The organism is Streptomyces sp. RLA123 (assembly GCF_056270165.1).
In genome coordinates this window covers 2,860,083-2,881,048 of record NZ_JBWDOR010000003.1, presented here as the reverse complement: position 1 = coordinate 2,881,048, position 20,966 = coordinate 2,860,083, and the positions used below count along the sequence as shown (strand labels likewise).

The 20,966-nt window shown below is 68.4% G+C and carries 24 protein-coding genes; 17 read left to right on the top strand and 7 right to left on the bottom strand.

Annotation, left to right across the window (positions count from 1 at the left end):
* Positions 1-413: 413 nt before the first annotated feature.
* Together RV983_RS12825 and RV983_RS12820 are read right to left on the bottom strand one after the other, a co-directional pair.
* On the bottom strand, positions 414-1,703 hold the full coding sequence (locus RV983_RS12825) for an MFS transporter (RefSeq protein ID WP_475985918.1): 1,290 nt from the start codon (positions 1,701-1,703) through the stop codon (positions 414-416).
* Between the two features lie 74 nt (positions 1,704-1,777).
* Positions 1,778-2,746 (bottom strand): GlxA family transcriptional regulator, encoded by a 969-nt coding sequence (locus RV983_RS12820; RefSeq protein ID WP_475985917.1) that lies wholly within the window; start codon positions 2,744-2,746, stop codon positions 1,778-1,780.
* Positions 2,747-2,888: 142 nt separating this feature from the next.
* Here RV983_RS12820 and RV983_RS12815 point away from each other — a divergent pair, with 142 nt between their 5' ends.
* From RV983_RS12815 to RV983_RS12805, 3 genes are read left to right on the top strand one after another with little or no spacing between them, the layout of a single operon-like run.
* Entirely contained in the window at positions 2,889-3,527 is a 639-nt protein-coding gene (locus RV983_RS12815) for an HD domain-containing protein (protein WP_475985916.1), read from the top strand.
* Between the two features lie 25 nt (positions 3,528-3,552).
* Positions 3,553-4,818, top strand: a complete 1,266-nt coding sequence (locus RV983_RS12810; protein WP_475985915.1) for an MFS transporter — start codon at positions 3,553-3,555, stop codon at positions 4,816-4,818.
* A gap of 26 nt (positions 4,819-4,844) precedes the next feature.
* Entirely contained in the window at positions 4,845-5,765 is a 921-nt protein-coding gene (locus RV983_RS12805) for an NADP-dependent oxidoreductase (protein WP_475985914.1), read from the top strand.
* A 237-nt stretch (positions 5,766-6,002) separates the two neighbouring features.
* Here the strand turns inward: RV983_RS12805 and RV983_RS12800 are convergent, their stop codons facing one another.
* Positions 6,003-6,242 (bottom strand): VOC family protein, encoded by a 240-nt coding sequence (locus RV983_RS12800; RefSeq protein WP_475985913.1) that lies wholly within the window; start codon positions 6,240-6,242, stop codon positions 6,003-6,005.
* A 191-nt stretch (positions 6,243-6,433) separates the two neighbouring features.
* Here RV983_RS12800 and RV983_RS12795 point away from each other — a divergent pair, with 191 nt between their 5' ends.
* A complete protein-coding gene (locus tag RV983_RS12795) occupies positions 6,434-7,204 on the top strand; it encodes a hypothetical protein (protein ID WP_475985912.1) in 771 nt (256 codons plus the stop codon).
* A 169-nt stretch (positions 7,205-7,373) separates the two neighbouring features.
* Here the strand turns inward: RV983_RS12795 and RV983_RS12790 are convergent, their stop codons facing one another.
* Both RV983_RS12790 and RV983_RS12785 read right to left on the bottom strand, forming a co-directional pair.
* Complete coding sequence (locus RV983_RS12790) at positions 7,374-8,753, bottom strand: S53 family peptidase (RefSeq protein WP_475985911.1); 1,380 nt, start codon at positions 8,751-8,753, stop codon at positions 7,374-7,376.
* Positions 8,754-9,828: 1,075 nt separating this feature from the next.
* Entirely contained in the window at positions 9,829-10,059 is a 231-nt protein-coding gene (locus RV983_RS12785; protein ID WP_475985910.1) for a DUF397 domain-containing protein, read from the bottom strand.
* An 854-nt stretch (positions 10,060-10,913) separates the two neighbouring features.
* On the opposite strand from RV983_RS12785, the gene RV983_RS12780 reads away from it, so the two are divergent.
* From RV983_RS12780 to RV983_RS12770, 3 genes are all read left to right on the top strand, one after another.
* Positions 10,914-12,068 (top strand): hypothetical protein, encoded by a 1,155-nt coding sequence (locus RV983_RS12780; RefSeq protein WP_475985909.1) that lies wholly within the window; start codon positions 10,914-10,916, stop codon positions 12,066-12,068.
* 32 nt (positions 12,069-12,100) lie between these two features.
* Positions 12,101-13,159 (top strand): DUF262 domain-containing protein, encoded by a 1,059-nt coding sequence (locus RV983_RS12775; RefSeq protein WP_475985908.1) that lies wholly within the window; start codon positions 12,101-12,103, stop codon positions 13,157-13,159.
* Positions 13,160-13,250: 91 nt separating this feature from the next.
* A complete protein-coding gene (locus RV983_RS12770) occupies positions 13,251-13,853 on the top strand; it encodes a HEPN domain-containing protein (protein ID WP_475990304.1) in 603 nt (200 codons plus the stop codon).
* A gap of 450 nt (positions 13,854-14,303) precedes the next feature.
* Here the strand turns inward: RV983_RS12770 and RV983_RS12765 are convergent, their stop codons facing one another.
* Positions 14,304-14,537 (bottom strand): e9imm peptide, encoded by a 234-nt coding sequence (locus tag RV983_RS12765; RefSeq protein WP_475985907.1) that lies wholly within the window; start codon positions 14,535-14,537, stop codon positions 14,304-14,306.
* Positions 14,534-15,001, bottom strand: a complete 468-nt coding sequence (locus RV983_RS12760) for an NUDIX hydrolase (protein WP_475985906.1) — start codon at positions 14,999-15,001, stop codon at positions 14,534-14,536. Before RV983_RS12760 ends, RV983_RS12765 begins: the two co-directional genes overlap by 4 nt.
* A gap of 18 nt (positions 15,002-15,019) precedes the next feature.
* Between RV983_RS12760 and RV983_RS12755 the strand changes: the two genes are divergently transcribed.
* The 10 genes from RV983_RS12755 to repSA all read left to right on the top strand — a co-directional run bounded on the left by RV983_RS12755 (position 15,020) and on the right by repSA (position 20,963).
* Positions 15,020-15,799, top strand: coding sequence for a GntR family transcriptional regulator (locus RV983_RS12755; protein WP_475985905.1), 780 nt, complete (start codon positions 15,020-15,022; stop codon positions 15,797-15,799).
* Positions 15,800-15,939: 140 nt separating this feature from the next.
* Positions 15,940-16,290: an SCO3933 family regulatory protein gene (locus RV983_RS12750; RefSeq protein WP_475985904.1), complete on the top strand. Its 351-nt coding sequence runs from the start codon at positions 15,940-15,942 to the stop codon at positions 16,288-16,290.
* Positions 16,291-16,293: 3 nt separating this feature from the next.
* Entirely contained in the window at positions 16,294-17,658 is a 1,365-nt protein-coding gene (locus RV983_RS12745; RefSeq protein WP_475985903.1) for an FtsK/SpoIIIE domain-containing protein, read from the top strand.
* 85 nt (positions 17,659-17,743) lie between these two features.
* A complete protein-coding gene (locus RV983_RS12740) occupies positions 17,744-18,421 on the top strand; it encodes a DUF2637 domain-containing protein (protein WP_475985902.1) in 678 nt (225 codons plus the stop codon).
* A 14-nt stretch (positions 18,422-18,435) separates the two neighbouring features.
* Complete coding sequence (locus RV983_RS12735) at positions 18,436-18,615, top strand: hypothetical protein (RefSeq protein ID WP_475985901.1); 180 nt, start codon at positions 18,436-18,438, stop codon at positions 18,613-18,615.
* Positions 18,616-18,619: 4 nt separating this feature from the next.
* Positions 18,620-18,811: a mobile element transfer protein gene (locus RV983_RS12730; RefSeq protein WP_319133857.1), complete on the top strand. Its 192-nt coding sequence runs from the start codon at positions 18,620-18,622 to the stop codon at positions 18,809-18,811.
* Between the two features lie 12 nt (positions 18,812-18,823).
* The gene (locus RV983_RS12725; RefSeq protein WP_319159123.1) at positions 18,824-18,982 is read left to right on the top strand and encodes a hypothetical protein; all 159 of its coding nucleotides are present in this window, start codon (positions 18,824-18,826) and stop codon (positions 18,980-18,982) included.
* 11 nt (positions 18,983-18,993) lie between these two features.
* A complete protein-coding gene (locus RV983_RS12720; RefSeq protein ID WP_475985900.1) occupies positions 18,994-19,302 on the top strand; it encodes a SpdD-like protein in 309 nt (102 codons plus the stop codon).
* 91 nt (positions 19,303-19,393) lie between these two features.
* Entirely contained in the window at positions 19,394-19,579 is a 186-nt protein-coding gene (locus RV983_RS12715; protein WP_475985899.1) for a hypothetical protein, read from the top strand.
* Positions 19,572-20,963 carry a replication initiator protein RepSA gene (gene repSA / locus RV983_RS12710; protein ID WP_475985898.1) on the top strand — a complete coding sequence of 464 codons (1,392 nt, stop codon included), beginning with the start codon at positions 19,572-19,574 and terminating at the stop codon, positions 20,961-20,963. Before RV983_RS12715 ends, repSA begins: the two co-directional genes overlap by 8 nt.
* Positions 20,964-20,966 lie beyond the last annotated feature (3 nt).

Genomic DNA, 20,966 nt, shown 5'->3' with positions numbered 1-20,966 from the left:
TACGGCCCAGCCCACCCCTGCCGCGGGCTGCGCGGAGCCGAACGCTCCGGCACCCTGGACGTCCTGCGCACCGCGGCCGACACGCTGCTCGACCCGGCGACGCTTTTTCCGCAGGCGGTGATACCGAGGCTCTTGGAGCCTGTCCATGGCCGGGAAGCCGCGGCATCCTGTGCCCGGCCGGCCGCGCCGACGAACGGCGCGTCCTGCGGCGCCACGGCACCCGCACTCGGCGGCTGTTGCACGTCGCAGCCCTCCCGCAGCCCGAGCGGCGCACCGCGCGTCGACAGCCCCCGCAGCGCCTCGAACGCCCGCCGGTACGCCGCGAGGCGCGCCTTGTGCACCTCATGAGCCCAAGGGGCGGGTCGGGACGGACGCGAGCGGAGGCCGCGGAAAGCCGGCGACCGGCGTCCCGTTCAGGGACCGGCGGAGTCCGCCGTCGCCTGCTCGCGCGGTCCGGCCTCACCGGTCACGGCGTCGTCCGGGGACCGGAAGGCGCGCCAGGGCAGGAGCGGGGCGCTGGCCAGGCAGAGCGCGCCGGCGACGAGGACGGCCACGCGTACTCCGCCGAGAGCGGCGATGGTTCCGCCGATCGCCATCCCCAGCGGCTGGGCGGTCCTGGTGCCGACCGACCATGCCGTGACCACGCGGACCATGAGGCGGTCGTCCGTCGCGGACATGCGGTAGGTGCCGAACGAGGGGTTGAAGACGCCGGCGGCCGTCAGCAGGCAGGTGTCGACCGCGACGAGGGCGACCAGGCCTGCCGTACCGGGCGGCACCCAGGCGAGCAGGACGAGCCAGGGAGTCCGCAGGACGCCGAACAGGAGCAGGACCCGGTGCGCGCCGAGCCTGCGCTCGAGCGGAGCGGTGAGCCGGGACCCCAGGACCCCGCCGAGGCAGGGCAGCCCGATCGACAGCCCGTACTGCCACGGCGTGAAGTGCAGGTCGCGGAGCATCAGGACGACCAGCAGGGGGCTGCTCATCATGACGGCCCCGCTGAAGAGCATCGCGTTCCAGTAGAGCGGGCGCAGTCCCGGGTGCCGGAGGATGTAACGCCAGCCGGCCAGGAGTTCGCGCGCCCGCCCCGAAGCCGCCGCACGCACCGGGGGTTCCGGCTCCGGGCTCCGGATCCGGCGGACGCCCAGGGCGGACAGCAGGAAGGAGACCGCGTCGACGGCCAGCGAGAACGTCGTCCCGAAGACGCTGACCAGCAGCCCTCCGATCGGCGGCCCCGCGCTCATGCTGAGCCAGTCGGTGGACTCCAGCCGCGCGGCCGCCCGGAGCCGGTCCCCGGGCGGGACGAGCCCCTTGAGGTGCGCGGTGCTCGCCGCCCCGAAGGCGATCGCCGCGGTCGCCTGCACGATGCCGGCCGCACACAACTGGGCGAAGGTGAGGACGCCGAGGGCTGCCGCGACCGGAACGCTGATCAGTACGGCGAACCGCAGCAGATCGGCCGTGATCATGACCGGCCGTTTCCGCCGGTGCTCGATGCGAACCCCCAGGGGCAGGGCGGTCGCGGCTCCCGCGACCGCCGACAGGGCCGCGAGGAGGGAGACCTGGGACGCGGAGGCGTCCAGAGCCACCACCGCGACCAGCGGCAGCGCCCCGGAACCGACCGCGCTCCCCACCGCGCTCACGGCATAGGCGCCCCACAGACGGCCGAAGTCCCGTCGGGCGCTGGTCGATTGCTCATCAGGCGAAGCCACGGCGGGCGAGCTTACGGGCTGTCCTCGCCCCGTGCGACGGCCCGGTGCGTCGCAGACGTGCCGCGCAACCGGTGCTACCCGCCGCGGCGAGCGGTGCTGAAGCGGCGCTGGTACGAGGCGGGGCTGATGGACAACTCCCGTGCGAAGACCCGCCGGAGACTCTCGTAACTCGGGAACCCGGCCATGGACGCCGCCTGTGTCGCGGTGTGCCCCTGGTCGAGCAGGGCCTTCGCGATGTCGAAGCGGATCGACTCGACGTAGCGGGCCGGGGTGGTGGACAACTCCGTCCGGAACAGCCGCGTGAGATGGCGGGGACTGAGGTTGAGATGCCCGGCGAGCTCAGCGAGGGAGTAGTTCCCCGCGGGATCGGCCGTCACCAGGTCGACGATGGTCCGCAGGGCCGGGGACCGGGGCGGCGGGCCCTCCAGGGGAGCCGAGAACTGCGACTGGCCGCCCGCGCGCTGCAGGTAGACCACCAGGGCGCGGGCGACCTTCCGGCTGAGGTCGGGACCGTGGTCCTCCTCGACGAGAGCCAGCGCCAGATCGATGCCGGCCGAGACGCCCGCCGAGGTGTACGTGGTGCCGTCGCGGACGTAGATGGCATCGGGTTCCACCTGAACCCTCGGGTGCCGGGTGGCGAGTTCGCGCGCGACCTTCCAGTGCGTGGTCGCCCGCTTGCCGTCCAGGAGGCCGCCGGCGCCGAGGACGAACGCCCCCGAGCAGACGGACGCGACCCGGCCGGACCGGCCCGCGAGCTGCTTCGCGGCCTCCACCAGGTCCTGCGTGACGGGAGTCCGGGGATAGACGATCCCGCCCGGCATCACGAACGTGTCGGGGTCCGGCTCGGAGGCGGGGCTGCCGTCGACGGCGATCCGGATGCCGATCGACGAGGCGACGTCCGCACCGGTCGTCGACAGCAGGGCGATCCGGTAGTCCGCGCCGAGCCGGTTCGCCTCACCGAACACCTCCGCGGGGCCGGCCACGTCCAGCAGTGCTACCCCGTCGTAGACGAGGATCGCGACCCGGTGCCCTCCGGAGCTCACCGTCCCGCTCCTGTGGTGTCCGTATCCGGGTGGTTCCTGGCCGGACCGAGGCGGCGCCGAAGCCACGCGATCGGCATCGTGGAGAACAGAGGCACTGCCCACTCCTCACCGTCTCGACAGTCTCACCGAAAGCGGGAGCATCATGACCGACATCATCGCAGCAGTCGAAATACCCGACACCGCGGCAGTCGCGGAGGCCACCGACTTCCTTCGCGAAGCGGCCGGTCCACTCATCTTCCACCATTCCCGGCGTGTTTTCCTCTTCGCTTCCCTTCACGCGCGCGAGCTCGGAATCCAGCCGGATCCGGAGCTGCTCTTCCTTTCCTCGATGTTCCACGACATCGGTCTTTCGACCCCGTTCTCCGACACGGAGCAGCGCTTCGAGCTCGACGGCGCCGACCACGCGCGCGCGTTCCTGCTCGACCGCGGGTTCCCGAACAGCGCCGCCGAGACCGTGTGGACCACGATCGCGCTGCACACGACGCCCGGGATCCCCCAGCGGCTGGGCCCGGTGACGGCCGCCATGTACCACGGCGTGCTGACCGACGTGCTCGGCTGGGGACTGGACAGGCTGGACGGCGACCAGGTGGCGGAGATCGTCGCCGCCCATCCGCGGGGAGAATTCAAGAAGGGATTCCTCCAGGCATTCGTCGACGGGCTCAAGGATCGCCCGGACACCACCTACGGGACGATCAATGCGGACGTGCTGGAACACTTTGTCCCGGAATTCCGGCGCGGGAGCATGGTCGATCGCATCATGGATGCGCCCTGGCCGAATTGATGCCGGGGAGGCCAGAGGCAATCCGATGACACCGCCGGCTTCCGGCCGCGATCGCCGTCGTCCCGGACGACCCGCCGGCTTCACCGTGTTGGCGGTCGCCACCGTGGTGATGATGGCGGCCGCGAGCGCGCCGTCGCCGATCTATCCGCTGTACCGGGAGCGCTGGGGACTCTCGGTCACCATGGTGACCGTCGTCTTCGCCGTGTACGTCGCGGGGCTGCTCGGCGCGCTGCTGACGCTGGGGCCCTTGGGCGACCGTCTGGGACGCCGTCCGGTGCTGCTCACCGCGCTCCTGCTGGCAGCGGTGAGCATGGCCGTCTTCTGGACGGCCGGGAATGTTCTGTCCCTGGTCGTCGCGCGGGTGGTGCAGGGTGTCGCCACGGGAACGGCCACGAGCGGCCTGGCCGCGGGACTGGTCGAGTTCTCGCCCGGGAGACGCCCGCACGCGGGCACCACGGTGACATCGGTCGGCACGAACGCCGGCCTGGCCGCCGGCGCCGCGGTGGCCGGCCTGCTGGTGCAGTACGTCCCGCACCCCGACACGTATGTCTTCTCCACGCTCACCTTCGTCTTCCTGGTCCTCGCGGGGCTGGTCCTCCTGATTCCCGAGACGGTCGCGCCGCGAGGCGCCGCGCCCGCCTCACCGCGTCCGGGGGCCGGGGTTCCCCGGGAGGCCCGGCCCCGGTTCCTGGCCGCCGTACCCGCCCTCGTCGCGGGATGGGCCGTGACGGGACTCTTCCTCGCGCTGACCCCGTCCCTGGTCACCGGTGTCCTCCACGTGACCTGGGGCGCCGCGGGCGGGCTCGACATCGCGGCCCTGTTCCTGGCCGGCGCGGTGGGGGGCCTGTGGTCCCTCCGCCACACGGCGCGGTCGGCCACGCTGCTGGGGGCGGTCTTCCTGGTCCTCGGATCGGCGGGACTGGCGGGGGCCGTCGCCGTCTCGTCGCCGGCCTCCTTCGCGTGCGGATCCGTCCTGGCGGGTCTGGGGTCGGGCCTGACGTTCAACGGGAATCTCCGCGCCATCGGAGCGGTCACCACCGCGGACTCGCGATCACGGGTGTTCTCGGCCGTCTACGCCGTCAGTTACGCGGCCCTGAGTCTGCCGTCCCTCGCGGCCGGCCTCCTTGCACCCGCCTGGGGGCTGAGGGCCACCAGCTATCTCTTCATCGGTTTCGTCGGGGTGCTGTCGGTGACGGCCCTCGTCCACGCCGGCCGTACCGGCCCGGCACGGAACGCCGTCGCACGCGGGACACCCGCACGCGGCATCTCCACGACAGCGAAGATCCACTGAAAACGAGAACGGACAGGGGAACAGCCATGCAAGCCCTCACCGCCTCCGACCGCAACGCCGGCGTCAGCGGACTGACCCTGGCCCACCTGCCGTACCCCCACGCCGCCGAGAACGACGTCATCGTGCGGGTGCACGCCGCGGGATTCACCCGCGGTGAACTCGACTGGCCCGCGACGTGGTCCGATCGCGCCGGCCGGGACCGCACGCCGACCGTGCCCGGGCACGAGGTCTCCGGTGTCGTGGTGGCACTCGGCTACGGAACCACCGGCCTCACGGTCGGCCGGCGGGTCTTCGGACTGACCGACTGGGCCCGCGACGGCTCGCTCGCCGAGTACGTCGCCGTGGAGGCGCGCAACCTCGCCCCGCTGCCCGCGGATGTCGACCACACGGTGGCGGCCGCGCTGCCGATCTCCGGACTGACCGCCTGGCAGGGCCTGTTCGACCACGCGCGGCTCCTGAGCGGCCAGACCGTGCTGATCCACGGCGCCGCGGGCGCCGTCGGCTCGGTCGCGGTACAGCTCGCGCGGGAAGTGGGAGCCCGCGTGATCGGCACCGGCCGGTCCGCCGACCGGGACACCGTCCTCGCGATGGGCGCGCACACGTTCCTGGACCTCGGGGCCGGCCGGCTGGAGGACGCCGGGGAGGTGGACGTGGTCTTCGACGTGATCGGCGGTGACGTCCTCGACCGCTCGACCGCGCTCGTACGCGCCGGGGGCACGATCGTCACGATCGCCCAGCCGCCCACCGTCCAACCCGAGGACGGGCGGGCGCTGTTCTTCGTCGTCGAACCCGACCGCGCGCGCCTCGCGGACCTGGCGCAGCGACTCCGGGACGGCCGGCTCGTCGTGCGGGTGGGCGCCGTCCGCCCGCTGGCCGAGGCGGCCGCCGCCTTCGCCCCGGAGCGGCGCGTCGACGGCAGGACGATCATCCGGGTCACGGAGGACTGACGGCGGACCCGGACTCCGTGGCCCGCGGCGGTGTCACCGGCAGGGCCGGCGCTCCGTGAGCTCCTGAAGCACCCCGCCGTTGCCGTCCGGGTCGCCGAAGGTAGCGCAGGAGGCGCAGGAGGTCCGGTCGGGGTCGGGTCCGTCGACCCGCTCCTGGCTCGCGCCGTGGTGGACGGCAACCCACCCCGTTCTCGCGGCCGTGGTGGAGAGGTCCTCCGGCGTCGTGGAAGACCTCGCTCACCTCGATGCCGCGGCCGGCGAGCCCCGCGCGCGCCATTCGATGTCCGGGACGATGAGGGACGAGCCCTGGACGGTGCCGGGGGCGGTCTGCGAGCCGGGCGGCGCCAGGCGGACCAACCGGTAGTCGTCGCTGAACGTGTTGTCGACGTCCAGGCGGAATCCCACTGCCTCGTAGAAATCCTTGGCCCGATCGACGTCGGACACGGGCAGCACGATGACTTCGAGCCTCAGGTCCATCTCGTTCACCTTCAGCGGCGGCGGGCGAATCGGCGGGGCGCGGTCGGGCAGGCACGCGCATCACTGCAAGCGCGAGACGCAGGCGTGGTGGTGCGCCGCCCGGACGGGCCGTGCGTCGGTTGCCGCCGACTGGTCTGCGGCGCCCGCCGGCTCGTATCGCTCTCGCCCGGGTCGCAACTAATATCGCGGCCATGCCGAGCCCCGAGGAGAGCGGCCGCACCGAGGGAGCAACCGCGCCCCCCTGGCGGGCCACTGTGGTGAGCCATGAACGGGCGGTCGGCCGCCCGCCGTACGATCAGGCGCCTCCCGAAGGACAGCCGCTCGCGTGGCGGGACGACCTGCGTATCCATGGCTCCGTCGGGGAGATCAGCTGCGCCGACGCCTCCGGCCGCACCCGCTGGACCCACCGTGTTGCCGGCCGTCCCAACGCCGCCCACATCTCCGGCGGCAGGGTCCTGGTCACCACGGACTCCCTCGCATACACGCCCTGGGGCAACCTCGGCCCGGCCCTGCTGCTCGACCTGGCGGACGGCACCCTCGTCGCCGAACTGCGCGGGGAGCGCGGCGCGGCCCTCCGCGGCGGCCACTTCCTACTGGGCCTGGAGGGCTACTCGTTCTTCGACACATGGGAACACGACCGCGACGGCAACACCGTGGACTCCTGGCGCAGCTACGGTCACTACGTCGTCGGCACCGGCGTCCGCGTCGTCGAGGCCGACCGCGCCGTCCCGACCCGCAGCCGGGTGGTCCGGCTGCTGCCCGGCGGCGTCATCGAACGCGGCCCGCAGCTCACCGACCCACAGGTCCCGCGGCCGCTGGTCCTGGAGGACGGCACCATCCTGGTCCTCGACTCCGGACTGCTGCGCGCCGTCGACCGCCGGCTGGGTGGCACGGTCCTCGCCGAACTGCTGCCTGCTCGGCCCCGTCCGTCCCTCGGGCTACGTGGGAAGGCTGCGCCGTGACGGCGACCGGATCACCGCGGTCATCGCCGAGCCCCAGCCGGGCGATCCCACCAGCCACGCCGTCCACACCTGGACCATCGACCTCCACCGGGCCGCCTGACGGTGACGCCGTCCCGGCGCGGGCCCGGCTGTCGCACGCCGGGCCGCGCGCCCTGGGGACGGGAGGCGGTCAGCCCTTCTTGGCGAGGGCCGGGACAAAGCGGGCCGCGTCGATCGTCCCGACGCCGGTCGCCATGTCGTAGCCCTTCACCGCGGTGTAGCCGGTGACTCCCGCGTAGCTGTTGTTCGTGCCGTCCTTCACGTCCACGATCCCGGTGGACGGGTTCCACGAGGACTGCGCGTACAGCGAGTACAGCGCCTGGTGGATGTCGCCCAGCCGGTGCCCGGCAACCTGGTCGGCCAGGGCCACGATGCCCGCGAAGAGCGGGCTGGCCTCGCTGGTGCCGACGTAGACGTCCCAGCCGACCCGCTTCGGGTTGTAGCTGGAGTACACCCATGCGCCGCCCTTCAGCGAGGCGGACATGGAGACGTCCGGGGTGCCGCGGTGGTTGCCGACCCGCTCCACCCCGTTCTGGTACGAAGGACGGGCGAAGACGTGGGACAGGCCGCCGCCCCCGGCGCCGGCGTCGTTGTAGACGCTCTCCGGTGCGATGCGGTCGCCCTTGGCGTCCAGGTGCAGCTGGGTGCCGCCGACCGAGACCACCAGCGGGTCGGCGGTCGGCCAGGCGTTGACCCTGTACGGATAGTGGTTCTTGCCGTTCGGGGTGGTGTCGGTGGCTCCGCTGTCGCCGGAAGCGGCGACGACGGTCACATGGTGCTTGGCCGCGTCCTTGAAGGCGTACCGCAGGTTCTCGATGCTGGAGAAGTCACCGTTGCGGTAGCCGGGGAAGCTGTTCTCCGCCACGCCCCAGCTCTGGCTGATCACGTCGCCCACTCCCCGGTCGATGAGTGCCTTCTCGGCGTCCATGACCTCCCGCAGGCCGGTGGTGCCGTCCCCGATCCCGCCGACCCCGGTCTCCGCCAGGACGATGCGCGCGCCCGGGGCGACGGCATGCGCCATCTCCACGTCGAGGGTGGTCTCCCCGGCCCAGGCGATCTGGTCCGCGTCGTTGCGGTCAAAGCGCGGGACGTGGCCCCACTTGACCACGTCGACGTGGGTGCTCTTCATGCCGAACCGGGCGCTGTAGACGTCCAGGTCATGCTGGACGGTCGGCGAGCCGAAGGGATTGACGATCACGATCGTCCGCCCCTTGCCGGTGATACCTGCCCGGTACAGCGGGTTCAGGCCGTACGCCTGGCGGAACTGGGTCGCGGAGTAGCAGGCGATCCGCCACTTCTCCCGGCACTCCGCAGTGGTCATCAAGCTGTGGACCGCGCTCTTCGATTCCTGCCCGGCCGCCGGCGCGGCCTTGACTGCCGGCGCAGCTTGCACCGGTGCGGCAACGGCCGCGGAGCCAGACAGAAGCGTTGTTATTCCCGCAAAACTGGTGAGGCTGGTGATCCAAGCAGCGGCGACCGCCGAGTGCCGCCGTGCACGAATCCTGCGCATAGATGCTCCTCGTAGTGGACTAGACCATGCTCGGCCGTTGACCGCGATCTCACTCCGAAGCCGCCCCTGGGGCAAGCGATTGCCCGTGTGTGACTTGTCACTGCTTCGTCCGATTCGGTGCTTTATGTCCCCACGGAGCCAGGCGTGCACGGCCTGGACAGCCGGTCAGGGGCGCACATGTCGACCCCGTTTGCGCACGTCTTCGGCCGACCCGATGTCCGCTATTTCGGCTTTATGAAAAACGTCACGGTCGGGGCCACTGAAGAACGAGGCATGACGAAAGCCCCTGGCGTCACGCCAGGGGCCCTGTTGTTCTCGTCGTGAGGATGACGGCTTCCGCGACGCTGAAGACCGCATCGCAGCGGTGGGTCAGTCCGCGGTCGCAGGAGAGTGCAGCCTGTGCGCCGTTCCCTCGAAGGAAAAGGGAACCATGGGCCGTAGCGGCTTCATGTACGTGCTGTCACTGGTCGAGAAGCAGCCGTGCTCCGCCGACGCGATGAAGTTCTCGCATTCGCGGGCGGATCAGGGGGACTTCGTACTTCTCGTCGTGCACCGGCGAGCCGCTCGCCCCAGACTTCAAAACCAGCCGGGCTGGGCGGCCGGCAAGTAGACGTAGTCCGTGGAGACATCGACGAGTCGTGATCCCGCAGGGCTTCGCCGGACAGTTCCACGAGGTCGGCCATTTCCGAGGAGCATCCGTCGATCGGCGCCCGACCGCTGGCAGGCAGAGCCGCACAACTCGGCGAGTAGACCGTGCCCTGATGGCACAGTCGGGACGAGAGCTCAACCCGGCCGGGGGTGGTTCGCGTCGGGGCTCACGGCGGCGAGCAGGCTGGGAACGTCGTCCGCGGTGCCGTAGGCGTGGCGGAGCCGGGTGATCCAAGCACCGGCAACGGCGGCACTCCGCGTAGATCAGGGAGATCCCGAAATCAGGTCCGTGTCTTTAGCGCGCGCACGATGGCGACGGAACCCGGAGCGGTGTGGGAACCCTGCAAGCAACAGCCGACCGCGGCAACCATCGCTCGCCAGCTACGACCCCACTCCGAGAACGCCGGTACCCAATCCGTCACGGTCTCTAGCCGAATTCGCCGTCACGCACGCCCAGTCGAAACGCCGCCCATTCATCTGCGGTGAATCGCAGCGGCGGCAGTGCCCTGTTCTGTGAATCGCGGATCGCCACCGCTCCACCGCCGAGGTCCGCGACCTCCACACACGTCTTGGTCCACCTGTTGGTGTAGCTGCTCGTGACCCAGTCCGCATCAGTCAGGTCGACGGCGTACAGCTCAGCCTTCACTGCGTCCATCATGGGATCTCCCGTTGCTATCGGATGGACGATGTCCTTCCAGCATCACTCTCATGGTTCTGACGTGCATCTCACCCCCTGGCCGTCGAAGGCGCGGGCCGCAGAGAGCGGGCGATGATCGAGCAGGCCCGGTGCTGCCGAAACCGGACGTGGCGCCGCCCCGTCTCAGCGGTACCGCACCGAGCGGCGGCATACGTGCCTGCGCATACGCAAAGACCCCGCACCCAGCGTCTTGGCTGGTGGCGGGGTCTTTTGGCACTTCATACAAGGTGCCCCCGGCAGGATTCGAACCTGCGCACACGGCTCCGGAGGCCCCGTAGGTTGCCGAGACATGCGCAGGTCAGAAGTCTCTGTTGGCGCTAAGGCGTGGCTCCCGTCCACAACTGGGCCGCATGCCTCTCTTCGGCTTCTCTGCGGACTGCTCGCCCCCGATCGGCACCTCGCCGCCCGTAGCCGGCCGTGGCTCTTGGACCTATAGACGAGCATGCCTCGAGCGCGCTTGGGCCGTGCAGCCACAGTCCCGCTGTCTGCACAGTCTCGACGCCATTGCGATGACCCTCGTCATCAATGGCTGGCTGCGACCACCGCCCCGCCTCTCCTTCACTGGCCCGGTGCGGCGTGGGTTCGGTGGAAGAACTTGCGATGAAGTTGCGTTCAGTCTGGAAATGTGGTAGGGACCAAATTTACGATACCATCTTGATCGCTTCTATGAGCACCAACGAGGGAAAGTGAAGAAGATCGCTACGACAGCGCCTCAACGCGCCGCCCAACCGAAGCTGCCGGGGGTTTCCCCTCCGGATCGGGGGCGGGGGCGATCGAGCCTCACTCCAAAGCGGCCCTCCGAGGACACGTCAGGCTTGGCGGACGCATTTCCATACTATGCCGGTTTTGCGTATGACTGGGCGCGATCGCTGCTCGCCAGTCAGGAGCTCCCGCAAACTGCAGTGGTTCTGGACCCGTGGAATGGAAGCGGAACAACGACGCTAGCAGCGCAGCATGAAGGATTGCGCTCCGTCGGTGTTGACCGCAATCCGGTTGCCAATATTGTCGCACGGTTGCGCCTGAACTCCTTCACGGATGATCCAGTACTCATTCACCCCGACGCAGTCTCACACTCAATCGACCTAGATGGATCTGATCCCCTTTCGGCATGGTTCTGCCCTGAATCCCTTATTCGCATCAGGGAGTGGGCCTGTCATCTTTCATCCCTGCCAATCGACGATTCGAATCTGGCTTACGTTGCTCTATTTCGCACGATAAGGGCGCTCACTCGCCAGTTCGAGGGGAGTAATCCAACATGGGTAAAGCGCGCCAAGGAGTCGAGTGAGCTGATTACGATTGGCCGAACCGAATTTGATGCTGCGGTACTGCTAGAGCAAAAGTTCTTGGCTGCCCGTGTTATCGAATCGGCTGAGGCCCCCTCCGCTCCGGCGCAGATCTCGACTGCGCTTAGCGGAGCCCTGCCTGTTGCGAGTAAATCCATTGATTTGGTGCTCACTTCGCCGCCATATCTGACGAGGATCGACTACGCCGTTGCCTATACGCGAGAACTTGCATTTCTGGGAGTCGATATCTCGCGAGACCGCTCATTGAGGTCGGCGCTCATGGGCACCACGCTCATCAGAGGCGGCGAGGCGGACGATCTAAAACTGGGATCCATTGCCGATTCGATGCTTGCGGATATTTCCAGTCACTCAAGTAAAGCTTCCAGTGGTTACTATCGGAAGCAAACGATTCAGTATCTCGTTGACTTGACCCTAGGCCTAAGCGAGATTACTAGAGTCACGAAATCCGGCGGGTCTCTGCATCTAGTCGTACAGGATTCTTACTACAAAGATGTTCCTGTCAGGCTTGCAGATATTTGCGTCGAGGAATCCGAGCTGCGTGGGTGGACCCTCGTTAATCGTGAGCCTTACGCCGTTCGCCGGACGCTTACTTCGCTGAACAAGGCTGCGCGCAATTACACGAAATCTGAAGTTGCAGAAACTGTCGTAACTCTTCGCAGGAACTAGTGAAGAGGGCTCTCGAAAGAGTGGGGTAGGGGATGACTGATCAGCTTGCGGATTCTTTCCTGCAGCAACTAGACGAGGAGCGGCGAAAGGTTGACGTTGCTTCTCATGACTTCTCCGTTCGTGAACTTGTCCGCATGATGAGCGAGGAGGAGCTGAACGTAGCGCCGGCCTATCAGCGGATGTTTCGTTGGAATTCGCAGGCTTCCTCCTTGTTCATCGAATCAGTCTTCCTGGGTCTACCCATTCCGCCTATCTTCGTGGCAACGAATGTAGGTTTTCAGTGGGAAGTCGTAGATGGACTGCAGCGTCTGTCGTCGTTGGCCCATTTCCTTGCTGCAGATGCAGACGAAGCGGCAGCAGTGAACCGCTCCTCCCCGCTGGTTCTCACGGGCTTGGAAAAGTTGAGTCAACTGAACGGGGCGACGTATTCCTCGCTACCGAAAAACCTCAAAGTGTTTTTCGGCCGCCAGCCCTTGCAAGTGGTCGCTCTAACAGACAAGAGTAACCTTGATGTTCGGTTCGATGTATTTGAGAGGCTCAACCGAGGCGGAATCCGCCTGACTCCTCAGGAAGTCAGAGCCTGCGTCTACCGGGGCGACTTCAATGTCTTTGTCGAAGAGTTGGCCCAGAACGAAGATTTCAACTCCCTGCTGAAGCTTAAGCAAGGGAGCCAGGAAGATGGTACGCAGGCCGAGCAGGTCCTAAAATTCTTCGCCTACAAGAATCACCGGGACATCTTTGACGGTAAGGTAGAGCGGTACCTCAACACGGTCATGGGGTTGTCGCAGAAGAGCTTCGATTACGTTCGCGAGAGGGAGCTTTTCGAAAAGTCGGCCGCTTTCCTGAGGGAAGTATGTGGCGGGAAGCCGTATCTGCGTTCCGGGACGTCAACCACGCCTCTGGTGCAATTCGAGGCATGTATCGTCAGCATTGCCGAGATCTTCCAATCCGGACAACAGCCTGTCGTTCCTGAGGGCGACTGGATCGAGGACCAGGAGCTGCGCAGTTCAAGTGGGGGAGGAAGTAATAGTCGCAGCATGTTGGACCGTAGGTTGACTCGGGCAAAGGATATCTTCAGTGGTCAGGCATGACAGTCTGAGGAAAGAGATCCTTGACCACTTGGGCCGCTTGCTGAAGAGGACAGGTGAGCTGAAGGTCTTCCTGGCATTCACGCAAACCAGCATGTCAGATACTGCGGGCTGGACATCAGGTAGTAGAGATGCTCGCGCCCTTGCTATCGTCTGCACCATGGCAGAGCTTGAGTCTCTGGTTAAGGCAAGTGTGCAGCGAACGCACGAGGAGCTGAATTCAGCAGGTCTGCAGACCATGGATTTGATACCAAGCATGCGCCAGGTAGTAGCTCACACGGCTTTCGAGAGCCTGCGTACGCTGCAGGATCATTCAAAAATGTGGGAGCGTCGATCTTTCGCAACGACCCTCGAATCGTGTAGCGAAGTAGCCAAGTTCCCTATTGAGCGTAGTCATCCTCAGCCGCCGCTCGATGGTAAAACTCTGAAACCGGAGCACTTCTACCGCCTATGGCAAATCTATCAGTTGCCGGATAGCCCGTTTCCGAATCCTCGCTGGCCGGGTTCGCTACAAAAGATGGCTATGGCGCGGAACGACTTGGCGCATGGCAATCTGCCATATCATGAAATTTTCCAGCAAGCGGGGCGGTCGATTTCTGATATCGAGTCCTATGTTGCCAACGTGAGTGACTTCGCATCACATTTCGTTGATTCATGGAATCGGTACTTGGCAGACGAATCATATCTCGCGAAGTGATTGCGCTGCGGCCCCGGCAAGTAGGCGGAGCGGGTTTGGTCGGTGGCCTGGCTGGGGTGGGGTCGAGCATGATCAGGGGGCCGTACGCTGGTTGGCAACTCGGGCAGGCTTGTCCCTGCCCGCAATGTGTCCGAGTGGCCCCCTGGTCTTGCTCGACGCGGGTCCCGGACCGGGGAGGTGGCTAAAGCCGTGGAGCCGACCACCCCAACCAGATCGGGGTTTACCTCAACGCCCCCTCGCCGTCTGGCGTGCGGCCGGCGGTCGGGCCGGAGCGGGGCGAAGACAGGAGCGTCGGCTCGAGGCGCCGGGCCGCGCGCCGCCGCGCTCTGCGCGGCGGGAGCGCCTTGATGAAGTAGGGAAAGTCTTACCGCGCAGCAATCACTTCATGATCGTCTAGGGCGGTCGTCAAGCATCGCCCGACGTCAAGTCTCAACTGAGCTGCGACGGTCTTCAGAGAGCGATGGGCTTGTACGCCATGGCCCGGTCGACGACCTTCTCGGCGGTGAGTGCGGGGTCGAAGTCCCAGAAGATGTAGTCCGAGATGTGCGGGCACCTCAGTCCGCGCTCCAAGGCTGCCAGGAGCTCAGAGGCTTGCGCCTCGTCGGTTGTGTCGCCGCTCAGGAGGCGTTGGACGAGGGGTATTGCCTCGTCGCGGCTCATCCTTTGGCTGCGCTCGACGTTCATTGGACGGTGGTGAGGCGCTTGCCGTCGTGGCTGCGGACATGCGGGCCGGCACTGTCCAGGGCGTCCAGGAGGCGGATCGCGAAGACTTCGGACATGCGCTCTGTGACTTCTTCGGGCGTGAGCCAGTCGACGGCTGTGGACTCGTCGGAGGTGCGTTCGGTGCCGCCGGAGGGCTTGCAGCGGAAGACCAGGGCGACGATGGCGCGGGTGGTGTTCTTGTAGACCCCGGTGAGTTGGTCGACCTCGACGTGGATGCCGGTTTCTTCCCAGACTTCGCGCTTGACGCCGGCCTCGGGGGTCTCGTCCAGTTCGAGGACGCCGCCGGGGAGTTCCCAAGTGCCGTTGTCTGCGCGGCGGATCGCGAGGAGTCGGCCGTCTTCGCGTACTACGGCTCCGGCCACGGATACCGAGTGCAGCGCTGGCGTCGGTGTGGGCCCCTGCGATTTACTCATGTACAGGAGCATAGGAGGAAGAGAAGGACTATGGGAACCGCGGTAGGAGGGGAGAAGTCGGTGCCTCGGTACGTGGAGATTGCCGATGAGATCGTTCTGCAGATCCGGCAGGGTGTTCTCAAGCCTGGCGCCACGGTGCCGAGTGAGTCGGAGTTGATGGATCGCTACGGGGTCTCCGGTGGCACGATCCGCAGGGCGATGACAGAGGTCCGTGCGAGCGGGCTGGTGGAGACGCGCCACGGCAAGGGCTCGACGGTCAAGGACCGCCCGCCTGTGCGGCATCGGTCGTCGGACCGCTTCCGTCGCTCGCTCCGCCGGGGTGGCAAGGCCGCGTACCTGGCCGAGTCGGAGCAGTCCGGCGCAACGGCGAAGGTCAGCGTTCTCTATATCGGCCCCGTGGAGGCCCCCGAGGACATCGCGGAGCGGCTGGGTGTGGCGGCCGGCGCCAAGGTGCTGGCCCGGCGGCGGCTCTACTTCCGCAACGGCACCCCGGTCGAGACGGCCACCTCGTACTTGCCGTGGGACGTGGCGAAGGACATCCCCGAGCTGTTCGCCGAGAACCCGGGCGGCGGTGGCATCTACGCCCGACTGGAAGACCACGGGCACGAGTTCGCCGAGTACGTCGAGACCTTGCAGGCCCGGCCGGCCTCCAAGGCGGAGTCCTCGGAACTGGCCCTCAGCCCCGGTGCGCCGGTAATCCACCTCATCCGCAACGCGGTCACCGTGGATGGCCGGGTGGTGGAGGCGTGCGACACGCTCATGGCCGCTGACCAGTTCGTTTTCACCTACCGCATCCCCGCCATCGACTGACGGGCGCTCAACTCTCCACAGCCCGCCGTGATTTCTTCTTCGCGGCGGGTTGACTCATGTATAGGAGTCAGGCACTCTTCTTCATGTCACTCCTATACATGAGTGACTGAGTCGAAGCCTCTATAGAGGAGTGATCTTCTGTGCGTCAGATCCCCGTCGACACCTCCGCCGCCACCGTGATGGTCGCCCAGCCGCCCCAGCCCAAGGTCCGCGACCGCCGTACCGGTGAGATCGCCACCGACGCCGAGACCGGCGCGACGATGATGACCGTGGACGTGATGTTCGCGGCGAACGGCGAGGTCGAGATCCTGTCGGTGACCGTCCCGGAGCCGGGCATCTCCGGTGAGCTGGTGATGGGCACCCCGGTCGCGATCACCGGTCTGGTCGCCCGGCCGTGGGAGAACGAGTTCAACGGGCAGCGCCGCCACGGGATCAGCTTCCGGGCGGTCGCGGTCACCTCGCTCGCCGCCGGCACCGCGAAGGCGGCCTGACCCATGACCCGCTTTACGGTCGCGCTGCTGCTGGTCGTCGCCACCGCCCTGATCCTGCGGTGGCGGCGCCCCGCCTGGTACTGGCTGACCTTCGGCGTCACCCTTGCCGTCCTGCGGGTCCTCGTCCGCTACACCACGGTCATGGAGGCGTGCGGGCTGACCGTGCCGCCGTCCCGCTGGCGCATGGCCCTCGCGCGAGCCACCAACCGCCCCGCCCCTACCTCGCGAGCCCCGCGCATCCTGCGACTGCGCCCCACCCGTACCGGCCTGGTCCTGCGGTTAGGCCTGCGCCCGGGGCAGGACGCCTTCGACGTCGCCGCCTCCTGCGATCGGCTACGGCACTCCTTCGACATGTACGGCGTCACCTCCCGCGAACTGCGCTCGGGGGTGGTCGAACTGCGGATGACCGGATACGACGTCCTCAAGCGGGTGCAGATGCCCGCCAAGATCGACCGCACCCCGATGCGGGTCCCCGTCGCCCTGCGCGAAGACGGCGCCGTCCACTACCGCGACTACCGCACCGTCCCGCACGCCCTGACCCTCGGCGCCACCAAGTCCGGCAAGTCCGTCTACCAGCGCAACCTGGTCGCCGAACTGGCCGCGCAGGACGTCGCGCTGGTCGGCATCGACTGCAAGCAGGGTGTGGAGCTGTTCCCGCTGGCCCGCCGGTTCTCCGCCCTGGCCGACAACCCCGACACCGCAGCCGACCTCCTCGACGCCCTCATCGCCCGCATGGAGGCCGTCTACCGGCTCATCCGCGCCGAGCAGCGGATCACCGCCGACGTGCCCGATGCGGAGATCGCCGCCGACATCTGGGACCTGCCCGACCACCTGCGCCCGGTCCCGATCGTGGTCCTGGTCGATGAGGTCGCCGAACTCGCCCTGTTCACCACCAAGGACGAAGAGGAGCGCCGCGACCGCATCATCACCGACCTGGCCCGCCTTGCCCAGCTTGGCCGCGCTGCCGGTATCTACCTGGAGATCTGCGGCCAGCGCTTCGGCTCCGAACTCGGCAAGGGCATCACCATGCTCCGCGCCCAGCTCACCGGCCGAACCGCCCACCGCGTCAACGACGAACCCTCCGCGAACATGGCCTTCGGCGACATCGCCCCCGACGCCGTCCTCGCCACCATCCAAATCCGCCCCGACACCCCCGGCATCGCCGTGACCGGCGACTCCACCGGCGGATGGGCCCGCATCCGCACCCCCCACACCACGCTGCGCCAGGCCGTCAACGCCTGTAATCGGCACGCCGACCGCACCCCCGAGGTGCCCGAACTCGCGCCCTTCCGGCCCGCCCTGGCCGTCCAGCTCGCCCCGGTAGCTACGCCCGAAGTCGCAGCCAAGACCGCGCCCGTCGCGGCCTGATCCCTCCCCGCTCCAACGGCCGGCGCGACCGCCTCGCGCCAAGGTCCCTACCCCTCCCATGCCGAAAACAGGAAGGAGACCGACGATGCCCAAGCTCCGCGTGGACGCCGTCCTCGTACAGGCCGTGATCGCCGGTGCCCTGTCCTTCGCCCACCTGCACGACCTCGCCGCCGCTGCCGGGCAGGACGGCTGGAAAGCCTGGGCCTACCCCATCAGCGTCGACCTGCTCCTCGTCGCCGCCTGGCGAAAGCTCCGCTCCCTTCGTCCCAGCGGTGAACCGGTGCGGGCTGCGTGGTTCTGGTTCGCCACGGCCCTGGCCGCATCCCTCGGCGCCAACGTGGCCACCGCCGGCCTCCTCGACCTGGACCACGTGCCCGACTGGCTGAGCATCCTCGTGGCCGGATGGCCCGCCCTGGCCTTCCTCGGCGGCACCCTCCTGGTCCACTCACCGAGTCCCGCCCAAGAACGCCAGAAAGCCCCGGCCCCCGACGTGACCGAGGTGGCCAGCGTTGAACGTGCCCCTGAGCCCGCGCCGGTGCCGGATGCAGTCGAGGCAGCCGAGCCCGTCCCGGCCCTGCCCGCCTCACAGCCCGCCCCTGCGCCGGCACTTCCCGCGGTCCCGGCCGCACTGGTTACCCACGCTCGGAAGGTCGCCGACGACCACCACGCCCGCACCGGCCACCGGATCGACACCGACACCCTGCGGGTCCGGCTCGGCGTCCCCGCCCAACTGGCCGACGCCATCGCCGCCCACCTCACCTGACAGGAGGACAAAGCATGCGCCCGCACATCCGCGCCGCCCTGGAACGGTCCGCCGAACTCACCCGGACCCACCGCCTGGTGGACGCCATGCGCCTGGGCGAGGACGCCATCAACCAGGCCAACGACGACGAACACCCCGAGATCCGCCAATGGCTCACCGACCACGCCGGCGACTTCACCGGACAGGAGGACTGACCCTATGCCCGCCCGCGACTTCTTCCACTCCGTGATGCGGATCGGCCCCGTGCAGATCGGCACCCACCGCGACCGGCACGGCACCACCAAGCACGCCGCGGTGTGCACCAACGACCGCTGCGGCTGGTCCGCCGACTACTCCAGCCAATCCGCCGCCCAGCTGGCCGCCCGCACCCACCGCTGCACGGCCCGATAGGAGACCCCGCCCGTGGACGTCCCGCTCTGGTTCGCCCTGATCGTCGTCGGCTACCTCGGCTGCAAGCTCATCCGCCCGCCGCTCTGGCTCGTCCTGGTCCTGCTCCTGGGCGGCTACCTCATCGCCGACAGCCTGCTCGCCCCCGTCATCGACACCCTCATCGAGAAGTAGGGAGACCGATCATGCTCCGCCCGAAGATCCCGACCAACCCCACACCCACCGGCGTCACCATCCCGCTGCCCGTCGAGCCCACCGCCGTCGTGCCGTCCAACCCGGCCCCGGCTCCCGCGCCTGTTCCGGCGCCGTCCCGGCCCGTCGTCCAGCTCACCCCGGGCGCCCTGGTCGCGCTCGTCGGCGGCGGCACCGCGGTGGTCCTGGTCGTCGGCACGGTCCTGGTGTCGCTGCTGCTGGCGGTCGCCGTCACCGCCGCCTCGGTCGCCGTCTGCGCCGTGGTTCTGCGCTCGATGCTCAACGGCCAGCGTCAGCGCTGACCGGCCCCCGGGGCGGTCTCAACCGCCAAGTATCGCCCGCCCCGGGAGCCGTGCCCCTGCCCGAACCAGAGATCCGGAAGGAACCTCCATCATGGCCCACCCGACACCGCTCCGACCGCGGATCTGCCCGGCCTGCGACGGCTTCGCCTCCGCCGCCATCACCCTCGGCGGTCGCGACCACCGCGGCCACCTGCACACCCTCACCGTCCACTGCCCGGCCTGCCACGGCGCCGGCACCCTGCGCCCCGCTCGGACGCGGGAGGGCGCCCGTGTCTGACACCGCGACCCTCGCGGGCCTGGACCCGACCACCCTGACCGACCTGCTGCGGGTGGCCGGGTCCCCGGGCTTCCACCGCTGGGAAGACCAGATCCACCGCACCGGCGGCTGCTCCGACCCGATCCACCTGACCGGCTGGACCCTCACCAAAGACAAGACCAGCGGCGAGACCCTGCACCACTACTCCACCGAGAACGAACCCGGCGGACGCCTCCGCATCGCCTGCGGCAACCGCCGCGCCTCCCGCTGCCCGGCCTGCGCCTGGACCTACGCCGGCGACACCTACCACCTCATCCGCGCGGGGCTTGCTGGTGACGAACGGCGGGAGATCCCCGCCACCGTGCGCGAGCACCCCCGGGTCTTCGCCACCCTCACCGCCCCGTCGTTCGGGCGCGTGCACAACCGGCCCGACACCGGCCGCTGCCGCTGCGGCACCCAACACCCGGCCGACGACCCGGCACTCGGGACCGCGCTTGACCCCGTGTCGTACGACTATGCGGGGGCGGTGCTGTTCAACAACCACGCCGGACAGCTGTGGCAGCGCTTCACCAACCGGCTCCGCCGCGAGATCGCCGCCCGCGCGGGCCTGACGCAGCGGGCCATGGCAGAGGTCCTGCGGGTCTCCTTCGGCAAGGTCGCCGAGTTCCAAAAGCGCGGCGCCGTCCACTTCCACGCCGTCATCCGCCTCGACGGCCCGGACGGACCCGACTCACCGCCGCCGCCCTGGGCCACCGTCGACCTGCTCACCGACGCGATCCGTGCCGCCGCACACCACGCGTACACGAGCGTCACCGTCCCCGCCGCCAGCGACCAACCGGCCCGCACCTTCCGCTGGGGAACGCAGCTCGACGTCCGCCCCGTGAAGGCCTTCGGGGACGGCTCCGACATCACCGAACAGGCCGTCGCTTCCTACGTCGCCAAATACGCCACCAAAGCCGCCGAGAACACCGGCACCCTCGACCGCCGCATCGGCGAACTCTCCGAACTCGACCGCCACGGCGTGCCCGACCACGCCCGCCGCCTCATCCAAGCCTGCCGCGACCTCGACGACCTCTACCCCGACCGGCGGCTGTGGGCCTGGGCACACATGCTCGGCTTCCGCGGCCACTTCTCCACCAAATCCCGCGCCTACTCCACCACCCTCGGCGCCCTGCGCCAGGAACGCGCCGACTACCGCGCCGCCCAAGAACACACGGACCTCGGCCTGGAGCCCATCGAGCCGGACACCGTCCTGGTCCTGGCCGACTGGCAATACGCCGGCCACGGCCACACCCCCGGCGAATCCGCCCTCGCCGCGTCCATCGCCCGGGACCTCCAGCTCAACCGCGAAACCGCCCGCGAAGCCCTGCGCGACCAACTCGCCCTGGAAGGAGGCGCAGAGTGAAGG